This window comes from Bifidobacterium indicum (assembly GCF_036987015.1).
Lineage (GTDB): Bacteria > Actinomycetota > Actinomycetes > Actinomycetales > Bifidobacteriaceae > Bombiscardovia > Bombiscardovia indica.
Genome location: NZ_BTXM01000001.1, coordinates 362,079 through 386,203, shown reverse-complemented (window position 1 = coordinate 386,203; position 24,125 = coordinate 362,079). Strand labels below are relative to the sequence as shown.

The window sequence follows — 24,125 nt, the reverse complement described above, 5'->3', positions numbered from 1 at the left end:
CCAGCTCTACCGTCCCAGTACGATCAAATAAGAAATGTCAATGAGAGCACCCTTGTTAGTGGGCTTGTTCATCCTGACGGTCAGCCACTTCACTCCCGGCACGTAGTCGCAAGCGATTGCGGATGTTGTCGAGGAGTCTGCCCGATTCGACAGCATGACTGCCACAAAATCCCGGGCCGGGTCGAATGACCTGCCGGCGATCGCAGTGAACTGAGGCTGGTCGAACAACCTTAAGGAATCGGTCCCTTCAGAAGTCAACGTCTTCCTGCCGGTCCGCATGTGGGTTACGGAATCCCACATGCTGGGTATGCGGTTGTAGAGAGGGATGGGAGTGCCGGGGGTGATGCCGGAGATCGGGATGCGGTACAGGGGCATGTCCGCGACGGTTGCGCCTTCGATTATGCGGCCCTTCTGATATCCGGGGTCGGCTGGTGTGCCCTGCGTGGCGGCTCCCTGGATGATCTTCAGCTCCGCCGTCTCGACGCCGTTGGACGCTCTTGAGTATCGGCAAACGGCCAGGTCGTTCCTCTTCACCCCCTGGGCGCCGGAAACGACAGTCGCCGAGGTTGAGGAGGTGAAGGTCACATGGCGTCCCTGCATGAGCAGGTCGCCGCTTGCGAGCACGAACGTGTTGGCGTTGCTCATGTTTGCCTTGAGCATCTCCTTGGTGTTGAGCACGTAATCTCCCCCGCCCACTATGCCCGTGTTGAACGATGCGATGTCGTTCGCGTCGATATGGGGGGTTCCTGCGAATCCGTGTACGAGTTCAACGGTCATTGGTCTTGTCCTCCTTGTCCCGGTCTTTCTGAAGCATGAATTGGTTGAATTCGTTGTCCTGTTGGATTGCGAAGGTGTGCCAGGTCGGGTGGCAGCTCTTGCACAGGAGTCTGGTGTTCTGGGTGCCGTCGGCCGTGATGTGCTGGATCTCGCGCCATTCGTCGATGTGCGGGTCCCCCTCGGGCAGGTATTCCACGGTGTTGCACCGGTCGCAGGTGAACCGCGTGATGCCTTTCTGTTTTGCCATTACTTTGTCCTTTCCCATGTGAAGGCGCCGAGCGAGGGCAGTTGCCGCCAGGTTCCTCCGTAAACGGATGCCGGGTTGGCTCCGTTCGTGTTGGTGATGACACTGCCCACCGGGTAGCTGGATGCGTTGCCGGGACCTGTGGCGTGGGCCGAGATGACCCCCTGGGCGCTTATGGTGATGCTGGTTCCGTCGGGTCGTACTCCGCCCAGTGCCTTGTCGGATGCGACGGGAAGGCTGTAGTTGTTGGCCTTGTCGTCGATCCCATCGAGTTTCTTCTTGTCGGCGGGACTCATGGAGCCGGACTCCGCCTGCGTTACCTCTCCCAAGGAGACGGTGACCTTGGCTCCGGTCTTGGTTGTTTTGATGGGTGCTGTTCCGGCGACCTCCTGTATGGCCGCCTTGGCGGCTTGCTGGGCCTGGCCTATCTGTTCCCCGAAGTCCGATGCCGTCTTTGCCGCGTCGTCCGCTTTCTTGCTGACTGCAAGCAGGTCGGCGGAAGTGACGTCGGCGTTCAGGGTGTTGCCAATCAGGGTCAAACCGTTGCCGGCCTGGATGATTGTGGAGGGCGAGCCGAATTCGGCGTTGCCGGAGAGGCTCCCCGCTCCATGCTTGCCGTCGTCGCCGGCCTGGTACTCGACGCTGACCAGACCGTGGTCGGCTTTGATGATCTTCTTCACTATCGGCGCTTTTACGGTGACCCCGGTCCTGTTGTCCCTGCCTGTAACCAGGTCTCCGACCTCGTATGTGGCGCCATCCAGCACGGTGACCTCGATGCTGCCCTCCCCTTGGAGTTCCTTGAGCTTCTCCTTGGTCTTCTCGTTGAGCTCGTCGGCTTTCGCGTTGCTGTAGTCGTAGGTCTGGGTGATCTCGTCGATGCCGAATAGGGTCTGCTTCTGACTGACCTCGCCCTTCTCGTTCGCGTAGTAGTGGACGATGACCCTGTTCTTCAGCTCTCCCTCCCCCATCCCTATGAGATGGTTCACCCGCCGGTAGGTCTTCGTGGACGTGAAGTCGATCAGGTCAGAGTCGATTACATCGGTGTTGTCCACTATGGCGGCGGCACTGATGAAGGTCTGGTCCTGGCGGCTCTGGAACTTCAGCCGCATGCCGCTCGACGCTAGCATCTTGGTTATGCCGGTGTAGGCATCGGTGTACCTGTCGAACCGGTAGTTGACCGAGCCAGGCGACGGGTCCACCATGAAGACGCCCGCCAGTCCTATGCGGCTGATCAGATTGCGCAGGACCTGTGTGGTGGCGCCGGAGACCTTGAGGTGGTCCTGGCCTGCGTCGGGTGAGAGAATCTTGTTGGCCAGCATGCCGCTCCAGGTTCGGCCCTTGTAGCTGACGGACCCGCCTGTTGACGTCTCCTTCTTGGTGGTCCTTTCGTCCACGATCCCGCCTATGTCGGAGCCGTCCACTCGGATGATGCTGTTCTTGTCGATGAGCAGGTTCCGGTGCAGGGTCAGGCAGAAGTCGTTCTCCCCGTCCTGGGTGCCGTAGGCAAGGTCGATGTCCCAACTCTCGATGTTGTACCTGCTCGCACCGCTGGCTACGATCAGATCGACCATGGTGGGGTGCTCCTCTCCTGCACGATGGCGATGTCGAAGCCGAACGTGTTGGGCCAGGTGACCTCATTGGTGCCCGCGGGGATGGGCTGGAAGATGTACTCCCCGCCATTGAGCCCCCTGCCTCGCCGTGCCTTGGCGAACACGTCGGTCCGGCCTCCGACGGCATCGGTGAGGATGACGCTCTTCTGTCCCGCGAGCGCTGTGATTGTCAGGTATCCGTCGGGTGGTACTTCGCAGTTGACTTGGTAGAGGTTGCCTCTGATGCGGAAGTAGGGGTCGGTGCAGGGGCCGTAGATGTGGCTGATCCATGGCATTGGGGTGAGTGATGGGTTGGTTATCTTCTGGCTGATGCTGCCGGGTTTGAGGTCGTATGGGACGTCTGTTGGCAGGTCGAGGTAGATGCCGGAGGTGATGTCGATGCTGGTGTTGAAGTCGGTTGGTGGTAGTTGGTGTCTCCATACTCCGTCGAGGAGGAGGATGGTCAGGTCGCAGGTGAGGCCGTGTCGGTCGTCGGTGGATTCGGAGAGTGGGATGTAGGCGTTTTGGGTCCATTCCTTGTCGTTCATGGTGTAGGCGGATATGACTCCTGGTCGGCCTGCGGTCAGGTCGGCTTCGAATTGTTCTTCGGCCTTGTCCATGGCTTCTCGTGATCCGTATTCGACTGTCAGTTTGGCTTCTCTGGCGTCTCTGGTTATCTGTTCGGCTCCTCGTCCTCCGAGTTTGTAGGACCAGACGCGGTTTCTGAAGGAGCGTGCGGGGCCTAACCATACGTCGGTGGATTCCAGGTCCAGGTTCCGGCCGGTGACACCCGACCGGTAGTTGAGTTCCTTCATGGTGTCTCCTTCCTTCTAGTGCAGCATGCGTCTTAGGTCCCTGCTGCCGGGAGGGGCAGGGGCCGATGTTGCGATGATTGGTCCGAGTTCCTCGTGCAGGCTCTGGAGTTCGTTGACGACGGGCTGCATGTCCACCTTGGGGTTGACTTGCACCTGGATGTTGAGTCCGTTGGCCATTCCTGCGACGTTGGCGAGTTTGGATGTGGTCTTCATGGCTTTCGCGGCGTAGGTCCCAGGGATGTAGCCGGTTGCGTTGAGCGTGTTGAGGAACCCTCGCCCGTACATGCGGTCGAGTCGGTCTACGGTTGCGGCCTTCAGCATCATTTCGCCGCGGGAGGCTTGGACGGGGACGCTGTCGCTGGTCTTGGTTCCAGGGCCGTAGATTCGTCCTCCTGTTGCGGCTTGGATCGCGCCACCTTGCTTTTCCACGCGAACGTAGGCCGTCGCTATAACCGACCCGTTGATGGATCTGGCCATGGCGTCGAAGGCTCCCCTGTTCCCGTTGATGGCCGCATAGGCGGTCGCCAGGGTGACACCTTGGTAGCTACGGATGCTGTTCATCTTGTTGTTGGCGTCATCAGCATTGCCGTTGATGATCAGCCATTTCAGGATGTTGGCGAGCGCTTGGATGGCGTTGTAACGGCCGTTCGCGTCGTTGTTGTTCCCGTTGAGGAACATCCACTTGAGCAGGTTGGGCAGCCATCCGACCATGGCGTAGCTGTTGTTCGCGTTCGTATTGTCCCCGTTCAGGAACATCCTCTTGAACAGGTCCGGCAGGGAGCTGAGCCCGTTGTAGCGGGTGATGGCTGGCCCGTCGTTTCCCTGGATGTTCAGGGTCTTGTCGGGCAGGGCCATGGCATCGATGTTGCGGACCTTGCCCTGGAACGGGCTGTCGTCGGCATCAAGCGTGAACGAGGCTCCCTTCACGGCTTTCTTCTTCTTGTTCTCGACCCCATCGAGCTTGGAGCTGGCGTTGTCGATCAGGTCCAGGATGAACTCGATCTGCTTGTCGCTGAGCCCCTGGCTCCTGAGCTTCTGCCTCACGGCTTCCAGCTTGGGGCTGGCGTTGTCCTGGCACTCCAGAATCAGCTTGATGTCGTCGTCCGACAGACCCAGCGTGTGGGCCAGACCCTGCACATCCTTGATCTTGCCTGACGCCTTGTCGTCGGCATCCAGGAGCAGACGGATGGTCTTGCCGTCCAGTCCCGAGGATTGCAAGGTCTTCAGCAGGTTCTCGGCCTTGCCGGAGGCGAAGTCCTCGGCGGTCAGTTTGGTCTTCCACTCCTTCCCGTCGAACTGGGCCAGGCCGGCCTCCGCCTGTTCCTTGGACAGCATGACCTGCTGGTTGTCGGCGGTCATGACGACCACATACTTGCCGGTGGAGAGCTTGGTCATGGTGTCGGAGAGCTGGTTGACGTCCATCTGCCCGTTGGTGATGGCGTTGATGACGAACCGGTACGCCTGGTCCGCCTGGAGGCCCTTGTCCTTGGGGAAGAGAGCCAGGAGGTCGCTTGCGATCTGCATGAGCTGACCCTTGGCCTGTTCGGCCTTGACCTTGAACTCGGTCTCTATGGTCTGCGGGGTCATCAGGTACTGTTCGCTGAGCTGCCGGGCGGCCTCCTCGGGCACGCCCATGCTCTCGGCTGTCTGGAGGAACTGGTTGGCCATCTCGGCCTGCTTGCCGCGCACCTCGTCCGCGCCCGCCCCGTTGGCGACCATGGCCTTGAGGTAGTCGTTCGAATCCGAGGCGAGTTTGGTGAGGCTGTCCGACGCGGTGCGGCCGGCTTCACTCATGTAGTCGAAGCTGTTCTTGTTCGCGTCCCAGACCTGCTGCCCCGCGGCGGCGAGCTCCTGCACACGGCTGATCTGCTGCCCCATGGTGTCCACGGTCTTGCCGTACTCACTGGCGGCGGAGGCGGCACGGATGTGGGCGTTCTGCTGCTCCTCAAGGATGCTGGTGCTCTTCTGCCGGGCCTCGTTGAGCATGTTCTGGCGTTCCGTGTCGGAGGCCAGCAGCTTGTTCAGCTCGTCGGTGTTGTGCACCTGGTTGGCGAGGTTGCGGGAGTAGTCCTCGCCGTACCCGTTAGCCTTGCCCAGTGAGGCCGCCGCCTCCACATAGTTTTCGCGGAGCTGCCTGACCACTTCGGAGAGCTTGCTGGCGGTCTGGGCCTGCTGTGTCATGCTCGTGGTCTGCCCGGTCAGGCCCTGGGTGACGGTGGACCCGGAGGCGACCATCCTGTCCAGTGACTTGATCAGGCTGTCGTATGCCGGGCCGCCCTTCTCGATGGAGTCGAACACGCTGCTGCTGGACAGACCGAGCTTCTTCATGGCGTCCTCGGCCCCGTTGGCGCCGGTCTGCCAGTTGTCCCACATGTGCCAGCCGGTCATGTTGTTGTCCTTGAAGGCGTCACGGATGGCCTGGCCCGCCTTGCTCATCCCGTTCTTCGCGGTCTCGGCTGCATCTCCGGCGGCGCTCAGGGCGCTGTTGAAGGACTGCTGCCTTGCCTGGGCGTTGGCGACGTGCATACTGTAGGCGCTGACCGCCAGAGTGACGGCCCCTATTGCCACGTCGGTCCCCAGGGCCTTGATCCCGCCCATGGCCTGGAAGAGGCCTGATGCGCCTTCCTTGAGGCGTGAGAAGTGCCCGGTGGCCCTGCCGGAGGCAGCCCCCACTGATTCGATGCCTTCGGCGACGGACTTGGCTTGGCCTCCCAGGTCCCCGATCTTCATCTTGGCCCAGGTGCCGGCCACGCTCTTGAAACTGGTGTCAACGTTGGCGCCGGTCATGCCGAGACGCTGCAGGCTGGCGTTGAGCTGCGCCTGCTGGAGGATCTGCTGCATCATGCTGGACTTGACCGTGTCCAGGGCGCCCTTCCCCGCCCGTCCGAACGTCATCCACATGCCGATGGCGGCCTGCACGGGTGCCGGCAGCTTGGCGAACGCGGAGGACACGGCCTCGGTGCCGGCCGCGAGCGCCTGGATGAGTGGTGAGGCGGCTTTGAGGCTGTTGCCGAGGGTGCCTCCGAAGGTGTCGGCGAGGCGGCCGGTCATGCTGAGGAGGTTGTTGAACATCGGTGCGGTGTCGCCTGCGGCTTTGGAGAGTTTGGTGATGCCGCTGGTGGCGCCGTCGGCGAAGGAGCGGATGCCGGGGGCGGAGGCGGTGAGGATTCTGCTGGCTCCTTGGATGGAAGCGCTGATGATCTTGCCGGAGTCCTGGAATACGGCCCGGGTGGTGTCGCGCAGGCTGTAGGCGGTGTCGCCGATGGTGGTAAAGCTGCCGCGTACTTCGTCCTTGGCTTGTTTCGCGCCGGCTGTCCATTCACGGAGGGTGGCTTGGAACCTGACGGAGTTGACGGCCTGGTCGGCGTTGTGGAGTGCTTTGCTCAGGCCTTCGATGCCGTTCTGGCTTTCGGCTATGGTGCCGAAGGTGCCGGAGAGGATGCCGGAGAGGCTGTGGAATGAGTCCTTGAGGAAGCCGGCCTGGGTAGTGGCGTCGAAGATGGCCTGGTCGATTTTGCCGGTCTTGTCGGCCACGTCGACCCATTCGGCGGTGCGGGCGGTGAGGTTGCTGATCCAGCCTGCCATGCGGGGCAGGTAGTCGCTGGTGCGGTCGCCGAGGGTGAGGACTGTCTTGAGGAGGTCCTGCATGCCCGGGGTGAGACGGCCCACGGCCCGTGTGGTGTTGTCGAGGATGTGGCTGATCTGTCCCTGCTGGTTGGCCTGGCGGACCACTTCGGCCATGCCTGCGGCCATGTGGCCTTCCTGGATGGCGACGTTGCCGAGCCCGTCGGCGAGGGTGGGGGCGATGTCGTTGGCGAGGTCGCGCAGGGGGTCGCGGGCCTGGTCCCAAAAGGTGTTGCCGACCCTGGTGAGGAGCCCGTCGAGTTTGGTGGTGGTGATGTCGAAGGCGTCGGAGGCCTGCTTGTATGCTGCGTAGATCCCGTACCCGGCGGCTCCAAGCCCTCCGAGTGCTGCTGGGGCGGCGAGGGCGGCCTTACTCATGGAGATGATGCTGGTGCCCAGTCCGCCTATGGTTCCGGCGACGTTGAGGGTCCCGGAGGCGAGTCCCGCGAGGGCTGTGCCGAGGAGGGTGACCTTGGGGACTTTGCGGTCCAGGGTGTCGAAGAGGTTGACGAGGCGGTCGAACTCGTTGGACACGCCCTGCAGGCCGGTGGCGCCCATGGTCATGCCGTTCAGGATCTTGCCGAGGTTGGTGCCCTTGAAGTTGGCCCATACGGTGACGCTCCGGGGCCGGGTGAACTCGGCCATGTGGACGCTTGCCAGTGCGGTCTGCAGGTCGAGGTCCATCTGGAGTTTGTCGTTCTTGCGTTGGAACTCGTTGATCTTGTGGCGGGCCTCGGTGGTGTCGGCGTCGAGGTTGATGGTGTATCTGCTGTCCTCGTTGTCGCCGACCTTGAGGGCGGCGTGGCGCATCCTGTCGATGGTGTGCTGGATGCTGCGGCTGGTCTCTGCGGGCAGGTTCATGTACCGGTGGCGCAGGGAGTCGAGCTGGTCCTGGAGCCGGTCAGCGCCTTCCGTGTAGATGCGGATACGGGCTTCCTTACGGGAGAGGCGCTCGGTGTCCTGGACCAGCTTGTGGAGCTTGGTTTCGGCCTGTGTGTAGCCGTCCACATCGACCTTGATCTTGGCTCCGGGGTTTTTCTTGAGCTGGTCGATGGACCACTGGTACTCGCGGCGCAGCCGGTTGGCCTGGTCGTTGATGGAACGGTCCGCCCCCATGGGGCGGCTGCGCAGGAGCGCGTCCTGCATGCTCTTGAGGTGACCGCTCATCTCCTGGAGGCGGCCGATGGTGCCGGAGGCGTCGCGGCGCATCCGGGTGAAGGACCGGCTGGCGTCGCTGCTGTTGGCCTTCAGGCCGGCGCTGCTCATGGTCATGTCGTCGATGACGGGCAGGGTGTGGCGTGCGGCCTTCTCCTGCTCGTGCAGGGCCCGGATGTTGTTGTCCAGGCTCTTCTTGAGTCTGCTGTCCATCCCGTCGAGGATGGTGTCGTTGCGGCTGGAGGCGGACTTGGCGAAGGCGTTGCCGATCCGGTTCTGCGCGTGGGCGAGCTGTTCGGCCAGCCGCTTGTCGTCCATCTTCGGATCGAGCCTGGCCGTGATGTCGATGCGTTCGGCGTCCCACTTGTCCGTCAGGGCGCGCAGGGCCTTGTCGTCGCCGCGTATCTCGGCGCGCACGTTCAGCCGGCTTCCGTCGATGCCGTCCGCGACGCTCCGGTAGCGGGCCGCGTCGGGGTCGAACCGGACGGGGACGCTGATGTCCTTGGCGGCGTAGCGGCGCAGCTTGGCATCCAGTTCCGCCCCGAACCCCGTGGTGTCGGGCTTGACGTCGATGCCGATCTTGCCGCCAATGAACATGTCGGCCATGGCGAGGCTCCTTCCGTGGTGGTGACGCCGGCCCTGGTGGCCGGCGTCCTGTCAAACTCCGGCCACCAGGTTCTTCAGTCCCTGCAGGGTGGTGGCGTGCTTGCCGGTGTCCCCTCTCCCCTCCTGCGGGGTCCCCGGATACCGGATCATGGGCATGGGCTTGGCCTTGTCCTCCAGCCGCGAGTTGACGAGCATGGCCGCGTAGTTGCGCAGGTCCAGCAGCAGGGCCGTCTCCTGCCTCCAGGAGTGGAATTCCAGGCGCGGCTCCTCGTCCCCGTCCCTGCCTGCCCGGCCGCCCTGCTCGGCGTGTTCCATGACCCACTGGCGGTACAGGCTCTCGTCGACCAGTTCCAGTCCTGCCGTCAACCGGTCCATCAGGGAGGGGTCCTCATGCCGGTACGCTTCGGGCAGGTCCATGCCGTAGTAGCGGCGGAAGTCGCAGGTCAGTTGGACGGGGCAGCGTCCGTAGAGGCTGCGGAGCCGTCGGATTTTCCCAGTTGACCCGCGTACAGGTTGACCAGCATGAAGAACAGGTCCACGAGCCGGTAGGGGTTGCGGCCCTTGCACCACTTCTTCCAGGCCTGGTCGTCCACGGCGATGGTGGTCAGGACCGGGTCGGCGGTCTCGATGATGTACTCGCTGTACACGGCCCAGTCGAGCTGGTCCAGCTTCGAGGGGTCCCCGTCCTCGGTCCTTTTGGTCATGGAGACCATGCCTTCCAGGATCTGCGCGTGGCAGGTCATGACCTTCGCGGCGGTGACGGGGTCGAGCTCCTGCGCGGGCGTCAGGTCCGGCAGGTCGGCGAACTCGGGGAAACGCTCCTTGAGCTCGTCCAGGGTCTCGGGCTGCGCGTCGGCCTGGGCCTGGCCGGGGTCCGTGCCCGTCCCTTCGGCCGCGTGCCGCGGCTGCTGTTCCGGCTCGACGGGGGTCTCCTCCGGGATGGTTGCGTTCATGTTCTGGGTGTCTTCTTCGTTGTCGGGCATCTCTCCGCCTTTCGTTGGGGCCGTATCCGGCGCGGCCGGGCCGTTGCTCTCCGCTCTGTCCCCTTGCGGGGGGTGGGGTTGCGCCCGCCCCGGCGGAGAGAGTTGAGGGGGCGGGCGCAAGTGTCGGTGTCAGACGGTGAAGTACTCGGGCGTCAGGAGCATGAACGCTCCCTCCTGGCCGTTCGGTCCTGCGGGCAGGACGTTGCTGGACTGCGCGTTGGCCTTGAAGCCGAACTCCACGAAGTCGCTGCTCAGGTCGGGCATGCCGTCGGCCTTCATGGAGGCGCTGGGCATGTACATGCCGAAGTTGGAGTCGGTCCCCGGATCGTAGGAGACCACGACCATGGCGATGTCGCGCGGCGCGGGGTCCAGGCTCATGACGACGCCCTTGGGCTTGGCGGGGTCGGCCTGCTCCCACCCGTTGTAGATGAACTTCAGGGTCTTGGCGTCGGCCTGGATGGACTTCACCGAGACGCTGACGGTCTTGGCGTCGTAGGTGGTGCGGGCGCCCGGCGTCTTCCAGGAGTCCTTGCTGGTGGCGTCCCCGCCGTCCGAGTCCCAGGATGGCAGGTTGTCGGCCGACGTGTGCCCCAGGTTGGACCATGCGCCCGTCCCCTCGCAGGAGATGAGCAGCTTGGACAGGTCGGTGGGCAGCTCGGTATCCTTGGGCGCCACGAACACGGTGCCCCGCTTCGGCTGGAACAGGGCCTTGCTGTTGGTCCCCAGACCGAACCCTGCGGGTGCGGGGTCGTCGCGGGTCTCGATCCCCGCCTCGGCGGCCTCGATCCCCTCCTCCTCGATGGCTTTGGTGTCAGACCCTTCGTTCTTCTTCATGGGCATGGTGTTTCCTTTCTGTTGGTGTCCCCCCTGGCGGCTCTGGCCTCCACGAGGATGTCTGCGGTGTATTCCTTGCTTGCCTTGGGCATGTTCTCCTTGATGTCCGCCGACCGGTGGAAGCCGGCGGTCAGACGCGAGGAGCAGACCGGCCCCTTCCCGTAGGTCCAGGAGGGGACGGCTGATGACAGGTGGCTGGCCAGGCGCCAGGCCGTGACGGGGTCGTTGGCCAGGACCGAGATGGTGGCCGTGAAACGCCACACGTCGAAGCCGACGTGGACCGGCTGTCCGCACTGGTACAGGACGACCTGGCCCCGTGTGGCGTCCGATGCGACCTGGACGTCCATCTCACCGGTCAGGGCCGTGCCGGCCCATGCCGGGTCTTGCAGCGCCCCATCCAGGAGGTCGTGCAGGAGGGTTTCGGCGTCGATCTGCGCACCCAGCGCGGGGTCGGTGGCCTCGAAGATGCCGGTTCCCATCGTCAGCCCCCGAATGCGGCGTCGCGCATGATGTGCAGGCCCGGCATGTCCCGGTCGGCCCGCACGTTGTGGTAGCCCCACTCCAGGAAGCTGGCGATCTGGCTGCCGTCACGGCCCCGCACGCTCAGCACGACGCGGTGGTCGGTGCCATGGTGGTGGACGCTCAGGTCGATCCGGTCCGCGACGCTGCTGTGCTTGGCGCGGGCGTCGGCGAGCGCCTTGGCCCTGGCCTGGATGCGGTTGGCGTGGTCGCGGGTGATGCGTGGGCCGAACCGGTCGGCGACCTTGGTGCCGATGTGGGGGTCGATTCTCACGTACCCCATGTGTGCGCTCCTTCCTGGATGTGTGGTTCGGGGATGTTGATGGCTGTGCGGCGGGCCCGTATCTCGACGTGTCTGGATTCGGGTGTGCCGGCGTCCCTGGTGACGGGGCTGCCGTCGGCGTCGTACCAGTCGCCTTTCCACCAGATGAGGCTGTGGATGTCTCCGGGCCATTCCCTGGCGAGGATCTGGATGGGGGTGACCTCTGTCAGGCCGCCCTGGTTCTGTGGCGTCTTGTCCTCCGCTCCGGAGATGGAGAACATGCCGGCCTGCTGGGCCCGTCCCTCCACGCTGCACACAACCCTGACGGGTTCGCCGTCGTTTTCGTACTTGTTGCCGTGTGCTGTCCTGACGGGTTTGCGTGGTTGGACGATGACCTGGTCCTTGTCGAAGAGCTGGCGGGGGTGTCTGCCCTGGAAGAGGTAGCCTTCGCCTCCTGCGGGTTCCTCGTCGTACAGGTAGGGGCCGTTCATCCCGTCCATATGCGTTCGGCCTCCATGCTGACGGACCCCAGGGGCGTGCGGTCGCCGTCCTGTCCGGCCAGGAGGGTGCGTTCCGTCTTGGATATGTACAGGTTAGGCGACGGGCTGTATCCGCCGTCGGCCTGTTGGGGGCCGACGTTGGTGTACTGGTAGGAGCCGTCGTTCTCGCTTTTCATGGCCTGGTAGCGTGCCTTGCGGAGAACCATCTGACACACGACGTAGCTGAACGTCTCCTCCTGGAGCTTCCCGTCGGCCAGGTCGTCCTTCGCGGAGGGGACGCTCGCCAGGGCCAGCCGGGCGGCCACCCTGCACTGGGCTTTGATCCAGTTCTGGGGCAGCCGCTCGGAGAACGACTCGGGCGACTCCTCACCCCACAGGCGCATCTGCTGAATCCAGTCGATGCCCTCTATGGGATCGGAGGGCATCAGTCGTCCTTGCCCTTGCCGGGCTTGGCGTCCGGCCTGGCGGTGGACTTACCCTCGTCCTTGGTGTCCGGCTTGCCCTCGTCCTTGTTCCCTTTCTTGTCTTCCTGCACTGGGTCGTTCTCGGGTTCGGGGTCGATGGACCTCGCGTCGATGGCCTCACGGGAGCTGGGCGCGGGCAGGGCCGCCTTCAGGGTGCTGTTGGCGTGCACCAGGACGGGCAGGCCCGAACCGTTGACGTACACGTCGTAGCGGACGGGCTGACCTGAGCAGAACAGGGCGCCGATCAGGCCGCTGTTCTCGCTCTTGCCGATCTCGTAGTCGTCCGACACGGCCTCGGCGGTCGGGCCGGAGAGCGTGTAGCCCAGGCTCTGGTCGTTGAAGGAGGACAGGAGCACGAACGTGTTCTCCGGGAAGAGCGAGGTGCCGCCGCCGGGCAGCAGGAAGCCGTTCTTCTCGCACACGTCCTGGTACAGGAGGTCGGCCATGCGCACGTCGCTCAGGCCGGCGTACTGGGAGAGGACCTGGAAGACGCCGTCCCTGGGGATGCGGGCCGGGTTGTCCTTCGACCTGGCGGTGTACAGGGCGATGACCGAGGGGTTGACGGCCAGGGCGTCGATGATGGCCGACGTGGTCATGGCTGCGCGGGGGACGCCTCCGTTCTCCGCGCGGACGAGCTTGGCCCAGTCCTGGATGTCCTTGACCGGGTCGGCGGTCGGATCGGACCAGGACTTGGCGGCGGTGACGTTTAGGCTGGATGCCCGCTTGAAGTCCCAGACGCCGTGGATGCCGTTGTCGTTGATGGAGAACCTGGCGTCCACCAGCGCGTTGACGCGGGCGATCTCCATGCGCAGGGCCGCACGGGTGCCCAGGGTGGTGAGGATCTGCGAGGCCCGGTCCTTCATCCAAGTGGTGTTGGAGAGCTTGCCGATCACGTCGCGTTCGCTGATTGGCATGCGCCCGGTCAGCGGCAGAAGCGGGGCGGTCATCTCCTGGTTGAGGTCCTCGGTGTGGGTGTACGCGGTCTCCGAGTCCCATGCGCGGAAGCCGAGCGTATCGGCCTCCATGGGGGTCAGGTTGGGCGTCCAGGTCGCTTCGGTTTTGCCGCCGTTGGACCTGTCCGGCATGACCGCGGTCATGGGCAGGGCCTGCTCGGCCACGTCGAACGCGGCCTGCGCGATGCCGGAGGCCTCCGCCGGGGCGATGATCTCCTTGTTCAGATTGCCTTGAGCCATCTGTTGTTCCTTTCACATATGGATGGGGCCGCCCCTTGGCGGCCCCTGGTTGCTTTGCTGGTTGGCGGTCAGGCGCTGAGCCTGGTGACGTCCCCGTCCTCGGGGACCTGGTAGATGTCCCCGGCGAAACTCGTGCTGTCGGCCAGGGTCACGGGCAGGTTCTCCTTGCGGATGTCGGCCCGGTAGCGCATGCCGACGTTGGGGTCGTCCATCTTCCACCCGTTCAGGGTCGCCTTGACCTCCACGTTGGATTCCAGGAAGCCGGCGACCCGCTTCTGCCTGCCGTCGCTCGCGTCCGGGTCGTAGGGTCCATACAGGCCGCTGTCCTCCCGCGCCAGCGGGATGCCGCTGCGCAGGTAGAACTGGGAGGCCTCCCCCGACGCGCCGGTCACGTACTCGGCCTTGCCCTTGAAGGTGTCCAGGTCGAGGGTGACGCTCTTGACGCCTCCGCTTCGGCTGTTGACCAGCCATGACTTGTCGTCCCGGACGGCGGTGCTGCCCGTGTCGTGGACCATGCTCACTTCGCTCATGCGTTGTTCCTTTCCTGGCGCTGGTTCATCAGCGCCTGTGTCTGTTTCTTGAGGGTCTCCTCGTAGGTGGTTGCCGGCGTGTACCCGCCCTGGTGGCTCATGCTTGACGCGGCCAGGGCGTCGGCCTTCGCGGATGTCGGGCTGCCGCCGCTCCCCTCGCTTCCCGTCGCCTGCTTGGGGTCGGCGGGCTTGGGGTCGGCGGGTTCGGGTTCCTTGTCCGGCTGCGCCAGCGCCTCGACAGCTTGGGCGAATTCCTCCAGCTTGTCGCTTTCCGCCGGGGCGTACTGCATGATGTCGTCGCTCAGGTGCGGATGGCGGAGGCGCAGGCCGGCCAGGTCGGCGCGCCTGTTGGACTCCTGGAGCTGCTTGTTGGCCTCCTGGAGCTGCTTGTCGGCCTTCTCCAGCCTGGTCTGGGTCTCCTTGGATTCCGACTCGTGCTTACGTGAGTACTGCTTCCAGTAGGCGACCTGCTGTTCCAGGGTCATTTCCGCTACGGGGGTGTCCGGCGGGTATCCCTGTCCGGCTGCCTCCTCCTTGCGGGGTTCGCCTTCCTGGGACGCCTGGTCGGGTCCGGGCCCTGTACCCTTGTCGGTTCCGGGGTCTTGCTGTGTGTTGGTTGGCATGTCGCCTTCTCCTTGTGTTCGGTTTGTGTGTCACAGTCTGGTGCGGAGCTGTCGGGCCAAGCTCTCCTGCCATGCCTGGGCCTGCTTCAGCTTCGGGGTTGGTTTGAACCGGTAGCTCTTGCCGTCCAGACGGAAGGCGTACTCCTCGCCGGTGCGGGCCACCTGCCGGTATGCGGCGGCGAACGTGTCGGCGTGGTCGAGCATGCGTTGCGTCTGTCTGCGGGTGGTCGCCGCGTCTGGCCTGTGGTAGGTGGGGGCGGCCCGCGATGGTGTGGAATCGGCGGGAACGAGGGTCGGCCCCAGTTCGCCGTGCCGTTCGACCCGGTATCTGGTCCGGCGCAGCCTCGCCGCGCTGGTCCCCCCGGCTTTCCTGTACAGGGCGCGCAGGTCATCGGCCGTCAGGTCGAGTCCGGGGTCCTTGGCTCCTATGGGGCTGATCGTGCAGTTGCAGCCACCGTGCAGGGGCAGCAGGTCCCTCATCCGGTAGACGCGGGTGGATGCGGCCACGCACAGCCCGCAGGTGCCGGTCCTGGACAGTTCCGGGTGGATGACCCGCCGGTACTGTTTGACGCCGCTGGACAGGAACCGGTCGGAGACGGCCTGGTTCATGGCCGCCGTGGCGTCCATCTCGGCCACCGCCTGGAGACGGTCGAACGAGTCCTTGATCCACTGCTGCACGGTCCGGTAGTAATCGTCGTCCTTGTCCGGCCACCGTTCAGGCCGGATGGACGGGTGCCCGGCGGCCTTGTGCCGGTATGTGTCCGCCGGGCGCTGCTGCACGGTCCAGGGGTCGGTGTTGTCCCTCGGGTAGACCAGCCTGTCGTTCTGGCCCTTGGGCGTGTACCCGGCCAGGCGCAGGCTCGCGTCGGCGTAGCTGACGGCGGCCCTGCGCACCTGGGCGATCATCTCCAGCTCGATCAGGGTCAGCCGGGCGGCCGTTGCCACGGTCACCGCGTCGTTCCACCAGTCGGCTGGCAGCAGGCCCCGCCACAAGGTGCGCGCGGTCTTCAGGTAGGTTTCGACCGCCGCGCGGCGCATCGTCTCAAGCGATGCCGTAGCGGTCGCAAGGCTGGCGCTGCTCATGGGCGGGGGCCTTCCTCATCGCCTGCGGGTTCCGTATCGGGCATAGGTTCGGGCTGTGCGCCGTGGTCCAGGCCGTCCGTGGCGTCCTGGTCCTGGATGAGCTGGCCGTCCATGGCCTGCAGGTTCCGGGCCCAGGCCTGTTGGAAGGCCATGTCGGTCATGTCGGTCTCCGCTTCGGCCATCTCGGCTTCGCTCATGCCCCAGATGAGACGCCATTGGGTCTTGACGGGCAGGCTGTTCCTGGCGTAGCTGGCGGCCTGCGCCTGTTCGAGCACGTTGGGCGGGTTGATGGGCAGCCAGACGGTCTCGAACTGCTGGTCGACGGCCTGCCGGTTGCCGGCGGCGGTCAGGGCCAGGCGCATGATGCGCACGAAGGAGTCGTTGGCGCGGGTGTTGTTCTCCTCGACCTTGGCGACCAGGCCCTCCCGTTTGAGGCTGGCCCCCTCGGCGCTGCCCTGCACGTCGGGGCTGAGGATGTCGAGCGGGGTGTTGCTGGATGCGGCCAGGTACTTGACGTCGTCCTTCACGCTGGACAGGAAGGGCTGGATGTCGGTGATCTGCGACTCCCAGATCTCCGCTTCCTTGGGAAGCAGCCACAGGGTGTTGGGCCCTTGGGAGAAGATCTCCGTGTAGTCGATCGGGTCGCCGGCCTTGTGCTTGCCGGCCTTGACGAGCGGGTCGTCCTTGCCGTAGGCGCTGGGCAGGTTCTTGATGGCGCGCTGCCGGAAGGCCTGGAGGCTGGCTATGCACAGCCGCTGGAAGAGCTCCTGGTCGATGCGGCGCAGGGTGCTCAGGTGCGGTTCGAACTGGCCGGCCCCGTCGTGGCTGGCCATCCTGACCACGGGCAGCGTCCCGCAGGTCTTGGCGAACTCGTAGCCGTCCTGGCTCTTCTCGCCCTCCCAGGCGAATCCGGGTTCGAACGCGGGAGCGTGCGATGCGCTTTCGTTGGCCTGACGGTAGACGCTCTCCTTGTCCTCCTCGGCTATCAGGCTGCGCTCTTGGGCGTCCTTGGTGGCGACGCGCGAGTAGACGCGGTCCACGGAGCCGTCCTCGGCGCGGATCAGCCGGTACAGGACCAGGTGCTCCTTGGATTCGGTCTCGTCGTATGTGTAGACCAGGGCGGACTGCTCGTCGTCGGAGGTGATGCACACCCAGGGGCTGAGCCTGGTCACCCGCGAAGGCTGCCCGGTGGCGGTGACCAGCGCGTAAGAGGCCCCGTACTTGGACACGTCGCGGAACATGTCGGTGGCGGTCAGAGGCATGCGGGCCCTTTTCCACATGTCGTCGGCCTCGGTGCTGCGCTTGGTCTTGTCGCCCACCAGACGGAACCCGTTGGGTTTCTGGCGTTGGCTGACCGCGTCGGCTATGGGCCTGGCGAGGTCGAGCCGGGCGAGCTCCACGTAGTGCCGGTACATGTGGGAGCCCTCCACCCCCGTGTTCGGTGGCAGGCTCTCGGTGGGCACCTTCTCCTGTCCGTCGTAGAAGGTCTTGAGGGTGCATAGTTCCCTGTTGCGGGCGGCGAGCGCCTGCGCCAGCCGGTCCAGGACCGTCGCGTCCCCGTCCGGGTCGTCTCCTGGGGTCGTGATCAGGGTCGTTTCGGCCATGGTGTCTCCTTTCCGGTTATCCGATCCGTATGGGCACGAAGCTGGTTTGCTCTTCGGTGGGCTGTGCGATGTAGGCCTCTCGTGCGGAGTAGGCGAGCAGGCCGGCCATGCAGGCGTCGATCTTGTGGGGTGATTTGGGGGTGTCCTTGAAGATCAGGTAGCCGAAGGACCGGTCGCGTCGGCGTGCGTTGCGGAAGTGGTCGACCAGTCTCGGGTCGGCGAGGAGCCGTATCTGGCCGGCGTCCGGTTCCTCGTCGGGGTCGTCGATGGGTTCGTAGCTGAAGCTGGTGTGCGCGTTCTCCAGGTTGCGGTACATCTCCCGGCTCCAGTTGTTGGTGTAGAAGCGCATCTGGTAGGAGTTGCCGCGTGCGTAGACGCTCATCCCGTCGCCGTAGTCACGTTCCCATCCTTGGATGATGCTCTCGAAGTAGGCGGCGTCGGCGTAGCAGCCGACCACGTTGTAGTTGTCGAACATGGTCCTGGCGGTCGCGTCGAAGGCGTCCCTGTCCACGTGCCATCCGGCCGCGGCCGCCCCCTCCGGGGCCTGGGCGAGCCGGATGAGGAAGATCATGCCGTCGCGTACCCGGCAGCCGACGAGGGCTGTGGAGTCGTTGGACACGGAGCCGTCGAATCCGAGGGTGATCTCCTCGTCCGGGTCGATCCAGCGTTTCCAGGCGCCGTCGAGTTCGTGGCTGTTGGCGGCCTGTTCCATCTCCTCGCGGTGGACCAGGTGGCGTTCGATCTGGCTTTCGGTCAGCCAGGCGTCCTCGCTGCTGGCCCTGGAGTTCAGGTAGTAGCGGATGGAGTCGTTGGGGTCGGAGTCCGGTTGGTAGATCTGTCCGGCGATGTCGTGCACGTCCACCCAGCCGTCCTTGGATGGTCCCGGTTCCACGCCGGGGTCCTTGAGTGACCAGCCGTCCTCGCTGCGCCCGTCCTGCCCGACGGTCTGCATGCGGCCGTCTGGCAGGATGATGTGGTCCTTGCCGTCTTCTGAGATGGCGGCCGACCCGTAGGATTCGTGCAGTGCGCCGATCAGTTTCTTCTCGTCGCCGAACTCCTCGATGGGCAGGTTGGCGTACCGGTGGTCGAAGTACAGGCCGGCGTAGTGCTTGATGCGCCCCTGGAGGATGTCCTCGGCGTACTTGTAGCTGTCCTCGGCCACGCTGTTCTCCCCTGGCCGGAAGAAGGTGGTCATCTCCAGCAGCCAGGGTTCGTCGGTCAGGCTTCGTTTGGGCAGGTTGCGCTGCAGGGTCTTGAAGACGCGCCGCAGGGCGGGGGTGTTGAACAGGTGGGTCTCGTCGAAGTCGATGAAGGTCTGCAGGCCGCCGTCCTTGCTGCTGGCCCCGGATGTGGAGGGGCTGATGATGCCGCCCTCGGGCAGTTCGATCCTGGTCCTGCCGGCGTCCAGTCCCATGCCGGACAGTTGGCTGAGGGGCCCTTGTGTGCAGTTGTAGTAGATCGAGTCGAACACGTTGCTGGACTGGTCCTCGGCCGTGGCGATGCACAGCACGGAAGGCTGCTGGACGGGCCGGCCCACGGGTTCGCCCTCCATGTAGTAGTAGGTGCAGCCCAGGAACGTGTAGGTCTCCCCCGGTTCGGCCCAGTGGTCGAACCTGCAGGGTCCCAGAGCCTCGAACATGGCGATCTCGGCGCCCAGGCCGCTCTTGTTGCAGCCCTTGGGCCGCCACAGGCTGGCCCGGTTGAAGCGTCGTCTGCCGTTCGCGTTCAGCGCGTAGCAGTTGGCGATGAACTGCATGTACTCGGGCGAGTGGCGGATCGTCTGCCCTACGGCGGCGCCCCTGCCGATCACGGTGAATGTCTCGATCCACCAGATGGCCAGCCAGCCCAGGGACCGGCGGCGATCCTCGGCGCTCAGATCGGGGATCATGGTGTGCATGGGTCAGCCCACCGCGCCCTGGCGTCGTCTGAAGTCCTCGAAGTCGATCATGGCGCCGGTCTCGCCGTTCTCGCTGGCGGACAGGTCGTCGGCCTCGGGAACGTCGAACCTCATGGCCCGCAGGCTGGCCGGGGTCCACCCGAACTGGGCGAACATCTGCCTCACCTCCGGGCCCATGGACCCGTACCTGCCGGTGTAGATCATCTCGTCGAGCTCGATGAACGCCACCTGCAGGGCCATCCACATGGGGTCGCTGCGGATCAGTGAGGCTTGCGGGGACATGCGGAACTGGTCGTACCAGTCCACCACATGCGGGTTCCAGGACCTGTTCTTGGACAGGAGGCCCTCGGGCAGGTCCGGTCCGACCATCCCGTCAGGCTTGCGCAGGACGGGGTTGGTTCCGCCTGCGTCCTTGTGTGCCTTTCGTCCGTTTCCCGCCATGGGATGCACCCTTCCTTCCATGGCAGGTCCTCAGTATCCCGTTCTTGTCCCGTCGTTCGCAGGCTGGATGCACAATGGCCTTGTTCGCCAGGCGGGGCTGGCCGCCCTTGTCGGGTGGCACACGCCAGACGGATATCCCATAGGCGGGATCGCGGGGACCTGCCGTCCTTCTCACGATGCCGCCGCACACCAGGCAGGCTCCCCTGCTGGCATGCCACACGTCCCCCACTGTGAACACCTCGGCCATGACAGGCTCGGGTTCCTTTTCGCGGGGATGCTCCCAGTCCACGCTCTTCAACGGGTTGGGGGTCGGGTCGAGCCGGAAGCCGCTGGCTTCGCGCATCCTCTGCCAACGTTTCCTGCAGGTGGGCCCGCACACCTTCTTCGTGCTGCGTTCGGCCTCGAAGTACCGCCCGCACACCAGGCAGGCCCGGCTGCGGCGCTGCTTGACCGGGTTCCCGGTCCTGCGCATCCTGTCGTAGTGCATCCGGCAGAGCCCCTCGGCCACCGGCTCCTCACGGCAGCCGGCGATCAAGCAGTCCGAGGTCACCGGAACGCCGGATGGGAGTACCATCGGTTCTCCTCCCGTCTGCGCTGTTTGGCCCGACGGGCCTCCGCAGCCTCCTGCTCCGTCTTGTACTGGTGATGGGTGTCGCACAGGCTCCACAGGTTCGTCCAACTGTCGTCATCGGGCCTGCCGTCCTTGGCCCGTCGTCGATGGTCCACCTGCCGGGCCGGCATCCCGCACAGCCGTCTCTCACCGGTCGCGGCGTCGAGGATCGGCCACTGGCACATGTGCCCGTCCCTGTCGAGGATCTCCAGACGCCGACGGGACCAACCGGGGTTGAACCGCTCTCGGCGGCGGGACGTGTTCCACCGGCTGGCGCTCACAGCCAGCTCCTTGCGGGGTGCTCCTCTGTGCGATCCTCCTGCTCCATGTCCGGCTCCCCCGTCTCGGACACCCCATCCTCGGGGCCGTCCTCTTCATCCACGCTTCCCGGGCCTTCGGTGAGCGCCTCGGCGGCGTCGATGAGGCAGGCCGCCATCTCACGACGAACCAAGGCGGGCACCCCCTTCTTCCCTAAGCAGCCCGCAAGGATCGCCTGGGCAGCGGCATCACACAGATTGGCCACGTCGGCCCTGACCTGAGCGGTGTCCAGATTCACCTTGACCGATGCAGCGGCGCCCTGTTCATTCCTGTTGGCCATGTCGGCCCTCCTTCAATGATCAACAACCCCGACCAATCCGCACCGTGATGCCCTTTCCGAGCCTTGTCACGGTAAACGCAAAAGGGTCCGGGGACCCATTCGGGTTTTTTACTCGACACCCTGCGGCCGTATTTATGGGGCGGGGGGACACTCCCCCACCCCCCCTATCAGGACAGCCGGCAGAGACCGACCCCACAGACCCACACGGGCCCGCGCGCTCACGCACGCACGCGCACACACACGCACGCGCACACACACGCGCACGCTCACGCACGCGCACACGCGCACGCATGCCGGTACACGGGTCAGGGTGCGGGTGGTGCGGGGACGGATACGCAAAGAGCCCGGCTACCGGCCGGGCTCTTCCTGAACGTTGTCTGTACGTTTCCTGACAATTATCTGAATGTACATCTATGGTGCGTCGAGGGCTCGGGCTTGTCAAGGTCGAACCTCGGAAACGTTGGAAACAAAGGCGACACGCCGTGTCTTGCGTTACACGGTTAAACGTGTATAGTGGTAGTCACAAGCAAGGAACACAACAGCTTGGACAACTTCATCGGCAGTCAGTAGGGCGAGCGGCACGCGGAAAGTCGGCAAGGGACACCAACCCGATACCCCGCGAGACCTAGCCCGAACGCGGTACAGCCGGGACGCTTGATAACTGAAGAGTGGAACCATAAGCGAGGTACACGCTTAGTCGTGTAGACTGGTCTTGACCGAAAGGCAGGACCATGAGCATAAGACAGTTGAGGGAACGCAAAGGCTGGTCACAGACCCGCCTTGCGGATGCCATGTCTATCCCGCAACAGCGCGTCAGCGAGTACGAGCACGGCCAGGACATGGTCGCCTCTAGAGCCAAGAAGTTCGCACACGTGCTCGGCGGGACACTTGAAGAAGTGACCGACAACATCCCAGCGGAAAAGTAAGCGAGGCCTGACAGCCGTCACTGTCAGACCTCTCCCCCTCAAGTAACCAATCAACTTCATCAATCAATCAAAATGCGGGGCTGTACTAGTCTACAGCCCCGCAAGGAAGCGAGGGAACATGAGCAAGACCGACATCAAGGCCAAAATCGTCGACTACTTCATCAATTGCGACGTGACCACAGGAGTGGACGACATCGACGCATGGGCCGACGAGAACTTCAGGATGGATGAGCTGGTCGACAGTGTCGACGACTACATGGAAACCCATCATGTGGAATACGACGACATAGACTCGGACGATTGGATCGACCTGCTGCAAGCAGCGGGAAAGGGTGACTGAATCGGGCTCACCCAAGCAAAAGGAAAACCGTGGCGAGGGCAATCGCCACGGTTACACCCTACAAATATCAAGCTACCAAACCATCAAAATGCGGGGCGTGCTATATCCTAGCACCCCCGCAAGGAAGCGAGGAATCATGCAGGACATCATCATCAAGACCTATTACACGCGGACCTCTGGAACAGAAGCATGGCAGGAGACACGTCGTGAAGTTGTAGCGCAAGGCGGGGAGTGCATCGACTTCATGCGGAACGTGAAGAAAGGGGCCGCCTGGATGAGGACACTCGGCGGCCAGGAGATTAGCACCCCGAAAACCCACACCAGCATCAGCCCGGACGGCCTTGACAAAGTCGTGTGGAGCGCGGAAAAGCGGGGCGAGTGACATGAGCACAAGGAACCGCATCATAGCCGTGACATTGACCCTGGCGCTGACCTTGGGGTTTGCCGCCTGCGGCAGCAGCACCAACCAGGAAGAGACCGACACAACGGGAACCATACAGCCGGAGCCTTGGGACCTGGACCCCCGCACACATGTACACGTATCCACACCCGTCACTTTGGAAGGCGTGCCCGCATGCCCGACCTGGGACGGCCACAAGGGAGCGTCCGGCTGGGAGCATGTGTGCTACTGGGACAAGCACGACGGGTCACCCGCCTACCTGCTGGTGTACGGGGCCAAGATAGCAAGCTGGCGGAACTGACAAGAGCGAGGATAGGGAGCGACATCATGGGAAGACTGACAACGGGATTATGGAGCACCAAGGACACCAACGAACCGGACGAAGCCGGCTGGTGGTGGCTGGACCTCAAACAGGCGAAAAGCTGGAAGCTGACCCACAGCAGGTACGGGACCTACTGGAGACCCATGGACCACAAGGCCTCAAAGGTCAGGGAGCGGGCAGCCGTCCTAAGACACGAGGGCGGCGAACGGCTGAGACCCGAAGACGAGCGAATCTACGAGTCGGCCATCGAACAGATAGGTGGCTGGCTCCCTGATGCCATGACCCAAGGGCTGGATGACCTGACCGACGCCGACCGGGAGCACGGAATCACCAAGGTCGATGACGAGTACCAGTACCCGCGCCGGCCGGAACCCGAGACGGAGGAGGACGGGGATGAAGTCATGGCCGCTTTCCTGGGCTGTGACCCCCGCGAAGTGGATGACGTCCTGGAGGAGATGAGCCCCGACCAGCCGGATACCAAACCGGACATCATGGAGGCCATGGTCCCGGTCGGGTCCAACACCTGCCCCGCACTGCAAGGGGCCGGCAAACCGCGACGGTTCGGCCGTCTGCACCACAGGGTCGCATACGTCGCCAAAGCCGGAACCCGCGTGGTCGTCGCCTGGAAACAGGGCTACGCGAGGGGCTCACAGCCGGAAGTCGAGACGTTGGCCCTGCAGTACGCGAAGAGCCTGGCAGAAGCCGCCTGACACGAGACAAGGAAGAAAGACGATGACACAGAACACACAATATTGGACAAGCGACCAGGTACAGGCACTGTACGAGCGAATCGACCGGGACCTGCTGGCAGTACCACAACCCGACAGGTTCAGCCCGGGGGAAGGCGTCTACAGGCTGGGTGAGGACGGGTCGATCCGTGAAGCCGACTGGGATGCCGTCTTCAAAGGGGACCAGGCCCCGGCGGGTTTCAAAACCGCCTACCTGCTTATCGCCAACCAGGACGCGACAGCCGAACAGGTGTCCGCCATCCCGGTAGAACGCTGGCAACCCGAACTGGAGCGGCTGTGCGATAGCTCTCCCCTTGAATGGGTCTACTGGACCCAAGCCGACGGGAACGGCGACTGCTGAGTGGTCCTAAAGCTTTGAAAGCCGTGGTTATAGATGAGGAAAAGGAGCTTAGCGAAGAAACAACCATAGTCAAATACATTGAAAAGGAGATGAAATT

The 24,125-nt window shown here is 64.2% G+C and carries 28 protein-coding genes; 6 read left to right on the top strand and 22 right to left on the bottom strand.

Going from position 1 to position 24,125, the window contains the following annotated elements; translation table 11 throughout:
- Positions 1-6 precede the first annotated feature (6 nt).
- The 22 genes from AACP59_RS01670 to AACP59_RS01565 all read right to left on the bottom strand — a co-directional run bounded on the left by AACP59_RS01670 (position 7) and on the right by AACP59_RS01565 (position 20,951).
- Positions 7-777: a hypothetical protein gene (locus tag AACP59_RS01670; protein ID WP_339349578.1), complete on the bottom strand. Its 771-nt coding sequence runs from the start codon at positions 775-777 to the stop codon at positions 7-9.
- Positions 767-1,024, bottom strand: a complete 258-nt coding sequence (locus AACP59_RS01665; protein ID WP_339349576.1) for a hypothetical protein — start codon at positions 1,022-1,024, stop codon at positions 767-769. Before AACP59_RS01665 ends, AACP59_RS01670 begins: the two co-directional genes overlap by 11 nt.
- Positions 1,024-2,592, bottom strand: coding sequence for a Gp37-like protein (locus tag AACP59_RS01660; RefSeq protein WP_339349574.1), 1,569 nt, complete (start codon positions 2,590-2,592; stop codon positions 1,024-1,026). The genes AACP59_RS01665 and AACP59_RS01660 overlap by 1 nt, the downstream gene beginning before the upstream one ends.
- Positions 2,580-3,425 (bottom strand): hypothetical protein, encoded by an 846-nt coding sequence (locus AACP59_RS01655; protein WP_339349572.1) that lies wholly within the window; start codon positions 3,423-3,425, stop codon positions 2,580-2,582. The genes AACP59_RS01660 and AACP59_RS01655 overlap by 13 nt, the downstream gene beginning before the upstream one ends.
- Before the next feature lie 15 nt (positions 3,426-3,440).
- Entirely contained in the window at positions 3,441-8,810 is a 5,370-nt protein-coding gene (locus AACP59_RS01650) for a hypothetical protein (protein WP_339352918.1), read from the bottom strand.
- A gap of 51 nt (positions 8,811-8,861) precedes the next feature.
- Positions 8,862-9,227 carry a hypothetical protein gene (locus AACP59_RS01645; protein ID WP_339349570.1) on the bottom strand — a complete coding sequence of 122 codons (366 nt, stop codon included), beginning with the start codon at positions 9,225-9,227 and terminating at the stop codon, positions 8,862-8,864.
- 26 nt (positions 9,228-9,253) lie between these two features.
- A complete protein-coding gene (locus AACP59_RS01640) occupies positions 9,254-9,793 on the bottom strand; it encodes a hypothetical protein (RefSeq protein WP_339349569.1) in 540 nt (179 codons plus the stop codon).
- A 129-nt stretch (positions 9,794-9,922) separates the two neighbouring features.
- Positions 9,923-10,627, bottom strand: coding sequence for a phage tail tube protein (locus AACP59_RS01635; protein ID WP_339349568.1), 705 nt, complete (start codon positions 10,625-10,627; stop codon positions 9,923-9,925).
- On the bottom strand, positions 10,624-11,106 hold the full coding sequence (locus AACP59_RS01630) for a hypothetical protein (RefSeq protein WP_339349567.1): 483 nt from the start codon (positions 11,104-11,106) through the stop codon (positions 10,624-10,626). The genes AACP59_RS01635 and AACP59_RS01630 overlap by 4 nt, the downstream gene beginning before the upstream one ends.
- A 2-nt stretch (positions 11,107-11,108) precedes the next feature.
- A complete protein-coding gene (locus AACP59_RS01625; RefSeq protein ID WP_339349566.1) occupies positions 11,109-11,429 on the bottom strand; it encodes a hypothetical protein in 321 nt (106 codons plus the stop codon).
- On the bottom strand, positions 11,417-11,908 hold the full coding sequence (locus AACP59_RS01620; protein ID WP_339349565.1) for a hypothetical protein: 492 nt from the start codon (positions 11,906-11,908) through the stop codon (positions 11,417-11,419). The genes AACP59_RS01625 and AACP59_RS01620 overlap by 13 nt, the downstream gene beginning before the upstream one ends.
- The gene (locus tag AACP59_RS01615) at positions 11,896-12,333 is read right to left on the bottom strand and encodes a hypothetical protein (RefSeq protein WP_339349563.1); all 438 of its coding nucleotides are present in this window, start codon (positions 12,331-12,333) and stop codon (positions 11,896-11,898) included. Before AACP59_RS01615 ends, AACP59_RS01620 begins: the two co-directional genes overlap by 13 nt.
- Positions 12,333-13,565 (bottom strand): major capsid protein, encoded by a 1,233-nt coding sequence (locus AACP59_RS01610; protein ID WP_339349562.1) that lies wholly within the window; start codon positions 13,563-13,565, stop codon positions 12,333-12,335. The genes AACP59_RS01615 and AACP59_RS01610 overlap by 1 nt, the downstream gene beginning before the upstream one ends.
- Positions 13,566-13,633: 68 nt before the next feature.
- Positions 13,634-14,095, bottom strand: coding sequence for a hypothetical protein (locus AACP59_RS01605; protein ID WP_339349561.1), 462 nt, complete (start codon positions 14,093-14,095; stop codon positions 13,634-13,636).
- Positions 14,092-14,718 carry a hypothetical protein gene (locus AACP59_RS01600; protein WP_339349560.1) on the bottom strand — a complete coding sequence of 209 codons (627 nt, stop codon included), beginning with the start codon at positions 14,716-14,718 and terminating at the stop codon, positions 14,092-14,094. The genes AACP59_RS01605 and AACP59_RS01600 overlap by 4 nt, the downstream gene beginning before the upstream one ends.
- Before the next feature lie 30 nt (positions 14,719-14,748).
- Positions 14,749-15,801 (bottom strand): hypothetical protein, encoded by a 1,053-nt coding sequence (locus AACP59_RS01595; RefSeq protein WP_339349559.1) that lies wholly within the window; start codon positions 15,799-15,801, stop codon positions 14,749-14,751.
- Complete coding sequence (locus tag AACP59_RS01590) at positions 15,798-17,405, bottom strand: phage portal protein (RefSeq protein ID WP_339349558.1); 1,608 nt, start codon at positions 17,403-17,405, stop codon at positions 15,798-15,800. Before AACP59_RS01590 ends, AACP59_RS01595 begins: the two co-directional genes overlap by 4 nt.
- Before the next feature lie 16 nt (positions 17,406-17,421).
- On the bottom strand, positions 17,422-19,302 hold the full coding sequence (locus tag AACP59_RS01585; protein ID WP_339349557.1) for a terminase large subunit domain-containing protein: 1,881 nt from the start codon (positions 19,300-19,302) through the stop codon (positions 17,422-17,424).
- Between the two features lie 3 nt (positions 19,303-19,305).
- A complete protein-coding gene (locus tag AACP59_RS01580; RefSeq protein WP_339349556.1) occupies positions 19,306-19,743 on the bottom strand; it encodes a phage terminase small subunit in 438 nt (145 codons plus the stop codon).
- Complete coding sequence (locus AACP59_RS01575) at positions 19,676-20,317, bottom strand: hypothetical protein (protein ID WP_339349554.1); 642 nt, start codon at positions 20,315-20,317, stop codon at positions 19,676-19,678. Before AACP59_RS01575 ends, AACP59_RS01580 begins: the two co-directional genes overlap by 68 nt.
- The gene (locus tag AACP59_RS01570; RefSeq protein WP_339349553.1) at positions 20,290-20,634 is read right to left on the bottom strand and encodes an HNH endonuclease; all 345 of its coding nucleotides are present in this window, start codon (positions 20,632-20,634) and stop codon (positions 20,290-20,292) included. Before AACP59_RS01570 ends, AACP59_RS01575 begins: the two co-directional genes overlap by 28 nt.
- Entirely contained in the window at positions 20,631-20,951 is a 321-nt protein-coding gene (locus AACP59_RS01565; RefSeq protein ID WP_339349551.1) for a lysozyme family protein, read from the bottom strand. The genes AACP59_RS01570 and AACP59_RS01565 overlap by 4 nt, the downstream gene beginning before the upstream one ends.
- Positions 20,952-21,682: 731 nt before the next feature.
- Here AACP59_RS01565 and AACP59_RS01560 point away from each other — a divergent pair.
- From AACP59_RS01560 to AACP59_RS01535, 6 genes are all read left to right on the top strand, one after another.
- A complete protein-coding gene (locus AACP59_RS01560; RefSeq protein WP_339349549.1) occupies positions 21,683-21,877 on the top strand; it encodes a helix-turn-helix domain-containing protein in 195 nt (64 codons plus the stop codon).
- A 118-nt stretch (positions 21,878-21,995) separates the two neighbouring features.
- Positions 21,996-22,217, top strand: coding sequence for a hypothetical protein (locus tag AACP59_RS01555; RefSeq protein WP_339349548.1), 222 nt, complete (start codon positions 21,996-21,998; stop codon positions 22,215-22,217).
- A 136-nt stretch (positions 22,218-22,353) separates the two neighbouring features.
- Positions 22,354-22,599, top strand: coding sequence for a hypothetical protein (locus AACP59_RS01550; RefSeq protein ID WP_339349546.1), 246 nt, complete (start codon positions 22,354-22,356; stop codon positions 22,597-22,599).
- A gap of 1 nt (position 22,600) precedes the next feature.
- A complete protein-coding gene (locus tag AACP59_RS01545; protein ID WP_339349544.1) occupies positions 22,601-22,918 on the top strand; it encodes a hypothetical protein in 318 nt (105 codons plus the stop codon).
- A gap of 26 nt (positions 22,919-22,944) precedes the next feature.
- On the top strand, positions 22,945-23,649 hold the full coding sequence (locus AACP59_RS01540) for a hypothetical protein (protein ID WP_339349543.1): 705 nt from the start codon (positions 22,945-22,947) through the stop codon (positions 23,647-23,649).
- Positions 23,650-23,671: 22 nt separating this feature from the next.
- A complete protein-coding gene (locus AACP59_RS01535; protein ID WP_339349542.1) occupies positions 23,672-24,028 on the top strand; it encodes a hypothetical protein in 357 nt (118 codons plus the stop codon).
- Positions 24,029-24,125 lie beyond the last annotated feature (97 nt).

What these genes read in the sequence shown, in the direction of transcription:
- AACP59_RS01670 (WP_339349578.1), bottom strand. Translation starts at nt 777, where the DNA reads ATGACCGTTGAACTCGTACACGGATTCGCAGGAACCCCCCATATCGAC.
- AACP59_RS01665 (WP_339349576.1), bottom strand. Translation starts at nt 1,024, where the DNA reads ATGGCAAAACAGAAAGGCATCACGCGGTTCACCTGCGACCGGTGCAAC.
- AACP59_RS01660 (WP_339349574.1), bottom strand. Translation starts at nt 2,592, where the DNA reads ATGGTCGATCTGATCGTAGCCAGCGGTGCGAGCAGGTACAACATCGAG.
- AACP59_RS01655 (WP_339349572.1), bottom strand. Translation starts at nt 3,425, where the DNA reads ATGAAGGAACTCAACTACCGGTCGGGTGTCACCGGCCGGAACCTGGAC.
- AACP59_RS01650 (WP_339352918.1), bottom strand. Translation starts at nt 8,810, where the DNA reads ATGGCCGACATGTTCATTGGCGGCAAGATCGGCATCGACGTCAAGCCC.
- AACP59_RS01645 (WP_339349570.1), bottom strand. Translation starts at nt 9,227, where the DNA reads ATGGACCTGCCCGAAGCGTACCGGCATGAGGACCCCTCCCTGATGGAC.
- AACP59_RS01640 (WP_339349569.1), bottom strand. Translation starts at nt 9,793, where the DNA reads ATGCCCGACAACGAAGAAGACACCCAGAACATGAACGCAACCATCCCG.
- AACP59_RS01635 (WP_339349568.1), bottom strand. Translation starts at nt 10,627, where the DNA reads ATGAAGAAGAACGAAGGGTCTGACACCAAAGCCATCGAGGAGGAGGGG.
- AACP59_RS01630 (WP_339349567.1), bottom strand. Translation starts at nt 11,106, where the DNA reads ATGGGAACCGGCATCTTCGAGGCCACCGACCCCGCGCTGGGTGCGCAG.
- AACP59_RS01625 (WP_339349566.1), bottom strand. Translation starts at nt 11,429, where the DNA reads ATGGGGTACGTGAGAATCGACCCCCACATCGGCACCAAGGTCGCCGAC.
- AACP59_RS01620 (WP_339349565.1), bottom strand. Translation starts at nt 11,908, where the DNA reads ATGGACGGGATGAACGGCCCCTACCTGTACGACGAGGAACCCGCAGGA.
- AACP59_RS01615 (WP_339349563.1), bottom strand. Translation starts at nt 12,333, where the DNA reads ATGCCCTCCGATCCCATAGAGGGCATCGACTGGATTCAGCAGATGCGC.
- AACP59_RS01610 (WP_339349562.1), bottom strand. Translation starts at nt 13,565, where the DNA reads ATGGCTCAAGGCAATCTGAACAAGGAGATCATCGCCCCGGCGGAGGCC.
- AACP59_RS01605 (WP_339349561.1), bottom strand. Translation starts at nt 14,095, where the DNA reads ATGAGCGAAGTGAGCATGGTCCACGACACGGGCAGCACCGCCGTCCGG.
- AACP59_RS01600 (WP_339349560.1), bottom strand. Translation starts at nt 14,718, where the DNA reads ATGCCAACCAACACACAGCAAGACCCCGGAACCGACAAGGGTACAGGG.
- AACP59_RS01595 (WP_339349559.1), bottom strand. Translation starts at nt 15,801, where the DNA reads ATGAGCAGCGCCAGCCTTGCGACCGCTACGGCATCGCTTGAGACGATG.
- AACP59_RS01590 (WP_339349558.1), bottom strand. Translation starts at nt 17,405, where the DNA reads ATGGCCGAAACGACCCTGATCACGACCCCAGGAGACGACCCGGACGGG.
- AACP59_RS01585 (WP_339349557.1), bottom strand. Translation starts at nt 19,302, where the DNA reads ATGCACACCATGATCCCCGATCTGAGCGCCGAGGATCGCCGCCGGTCC.
- AACP59_RS01580 (WP_339349556.1), bottom strand. Translation starts at nt 19,743, where the DNA reads ATGGCGGGAAACGGACGAAAGGCACACAAGGACGCAGGCGGAACCAAC.
- AACP59_RS01575 (WP_339349554.1), bottom strand. Translation starts at nt 20,317, where the DNA reads ATGGTACTCCCATCCGGCGTTCCGGTGACCTCGGACTGCTTGATCGCC.
- AACP59_RS01565 (WP_339349551.1), bottom strand. Translation starts at nt 20,951, where the DNA reads ATGGCCAACAGGAATGAACAGGGCGCCGCTGCATCGGTCAAGGTGAAT.
- AACP59_RS01560 (WP_339349549.1), top strand. Translation starts at nt 21,683, where the DNA reads ATGAGCATAAGACAGTTGAGGGAACGCAAAGGCTGGTCACAGACCCGC.
- AACP59_RS01555 (WP_339349548.1), top strand. Translation starts at nt 21,996, where the DNA reads ATGAGCAAGACCGACATCAAGGCCAAAATCGTCGACTACTTCATCAAT.
- AACP59_RS01550 (WP_339349546.1), top strand. Translation starts at nt 22,354, where the DNA reads ATGCAGGACATCATCATCAAGACCTATTACACGCGGACCTCTGGAACA.
- AACP59_RS01545 (WP_339349544.1), top strand. Translation starts at nt 22,601, where the DNA reads ATGAGCACAAGGAACCGCATCATAGCCGTGACATTGACCCTGGCGCTG.
- AACP59_RS01540 (WP_339349543.1), top strand. Translation starts at nt 22,945, where the DNA reads ATGGGAAGACTGACAACGGGATTATGGAGCACCAAGGACACCAACGAA.
- AACP59_RS01535 (WP_339349542.1), top strand. Translation starts at nt 23,672, where the DNA reads ATGACACAGAACACACAATATTGGACAAGCGACCAGGTACAGGCACTG.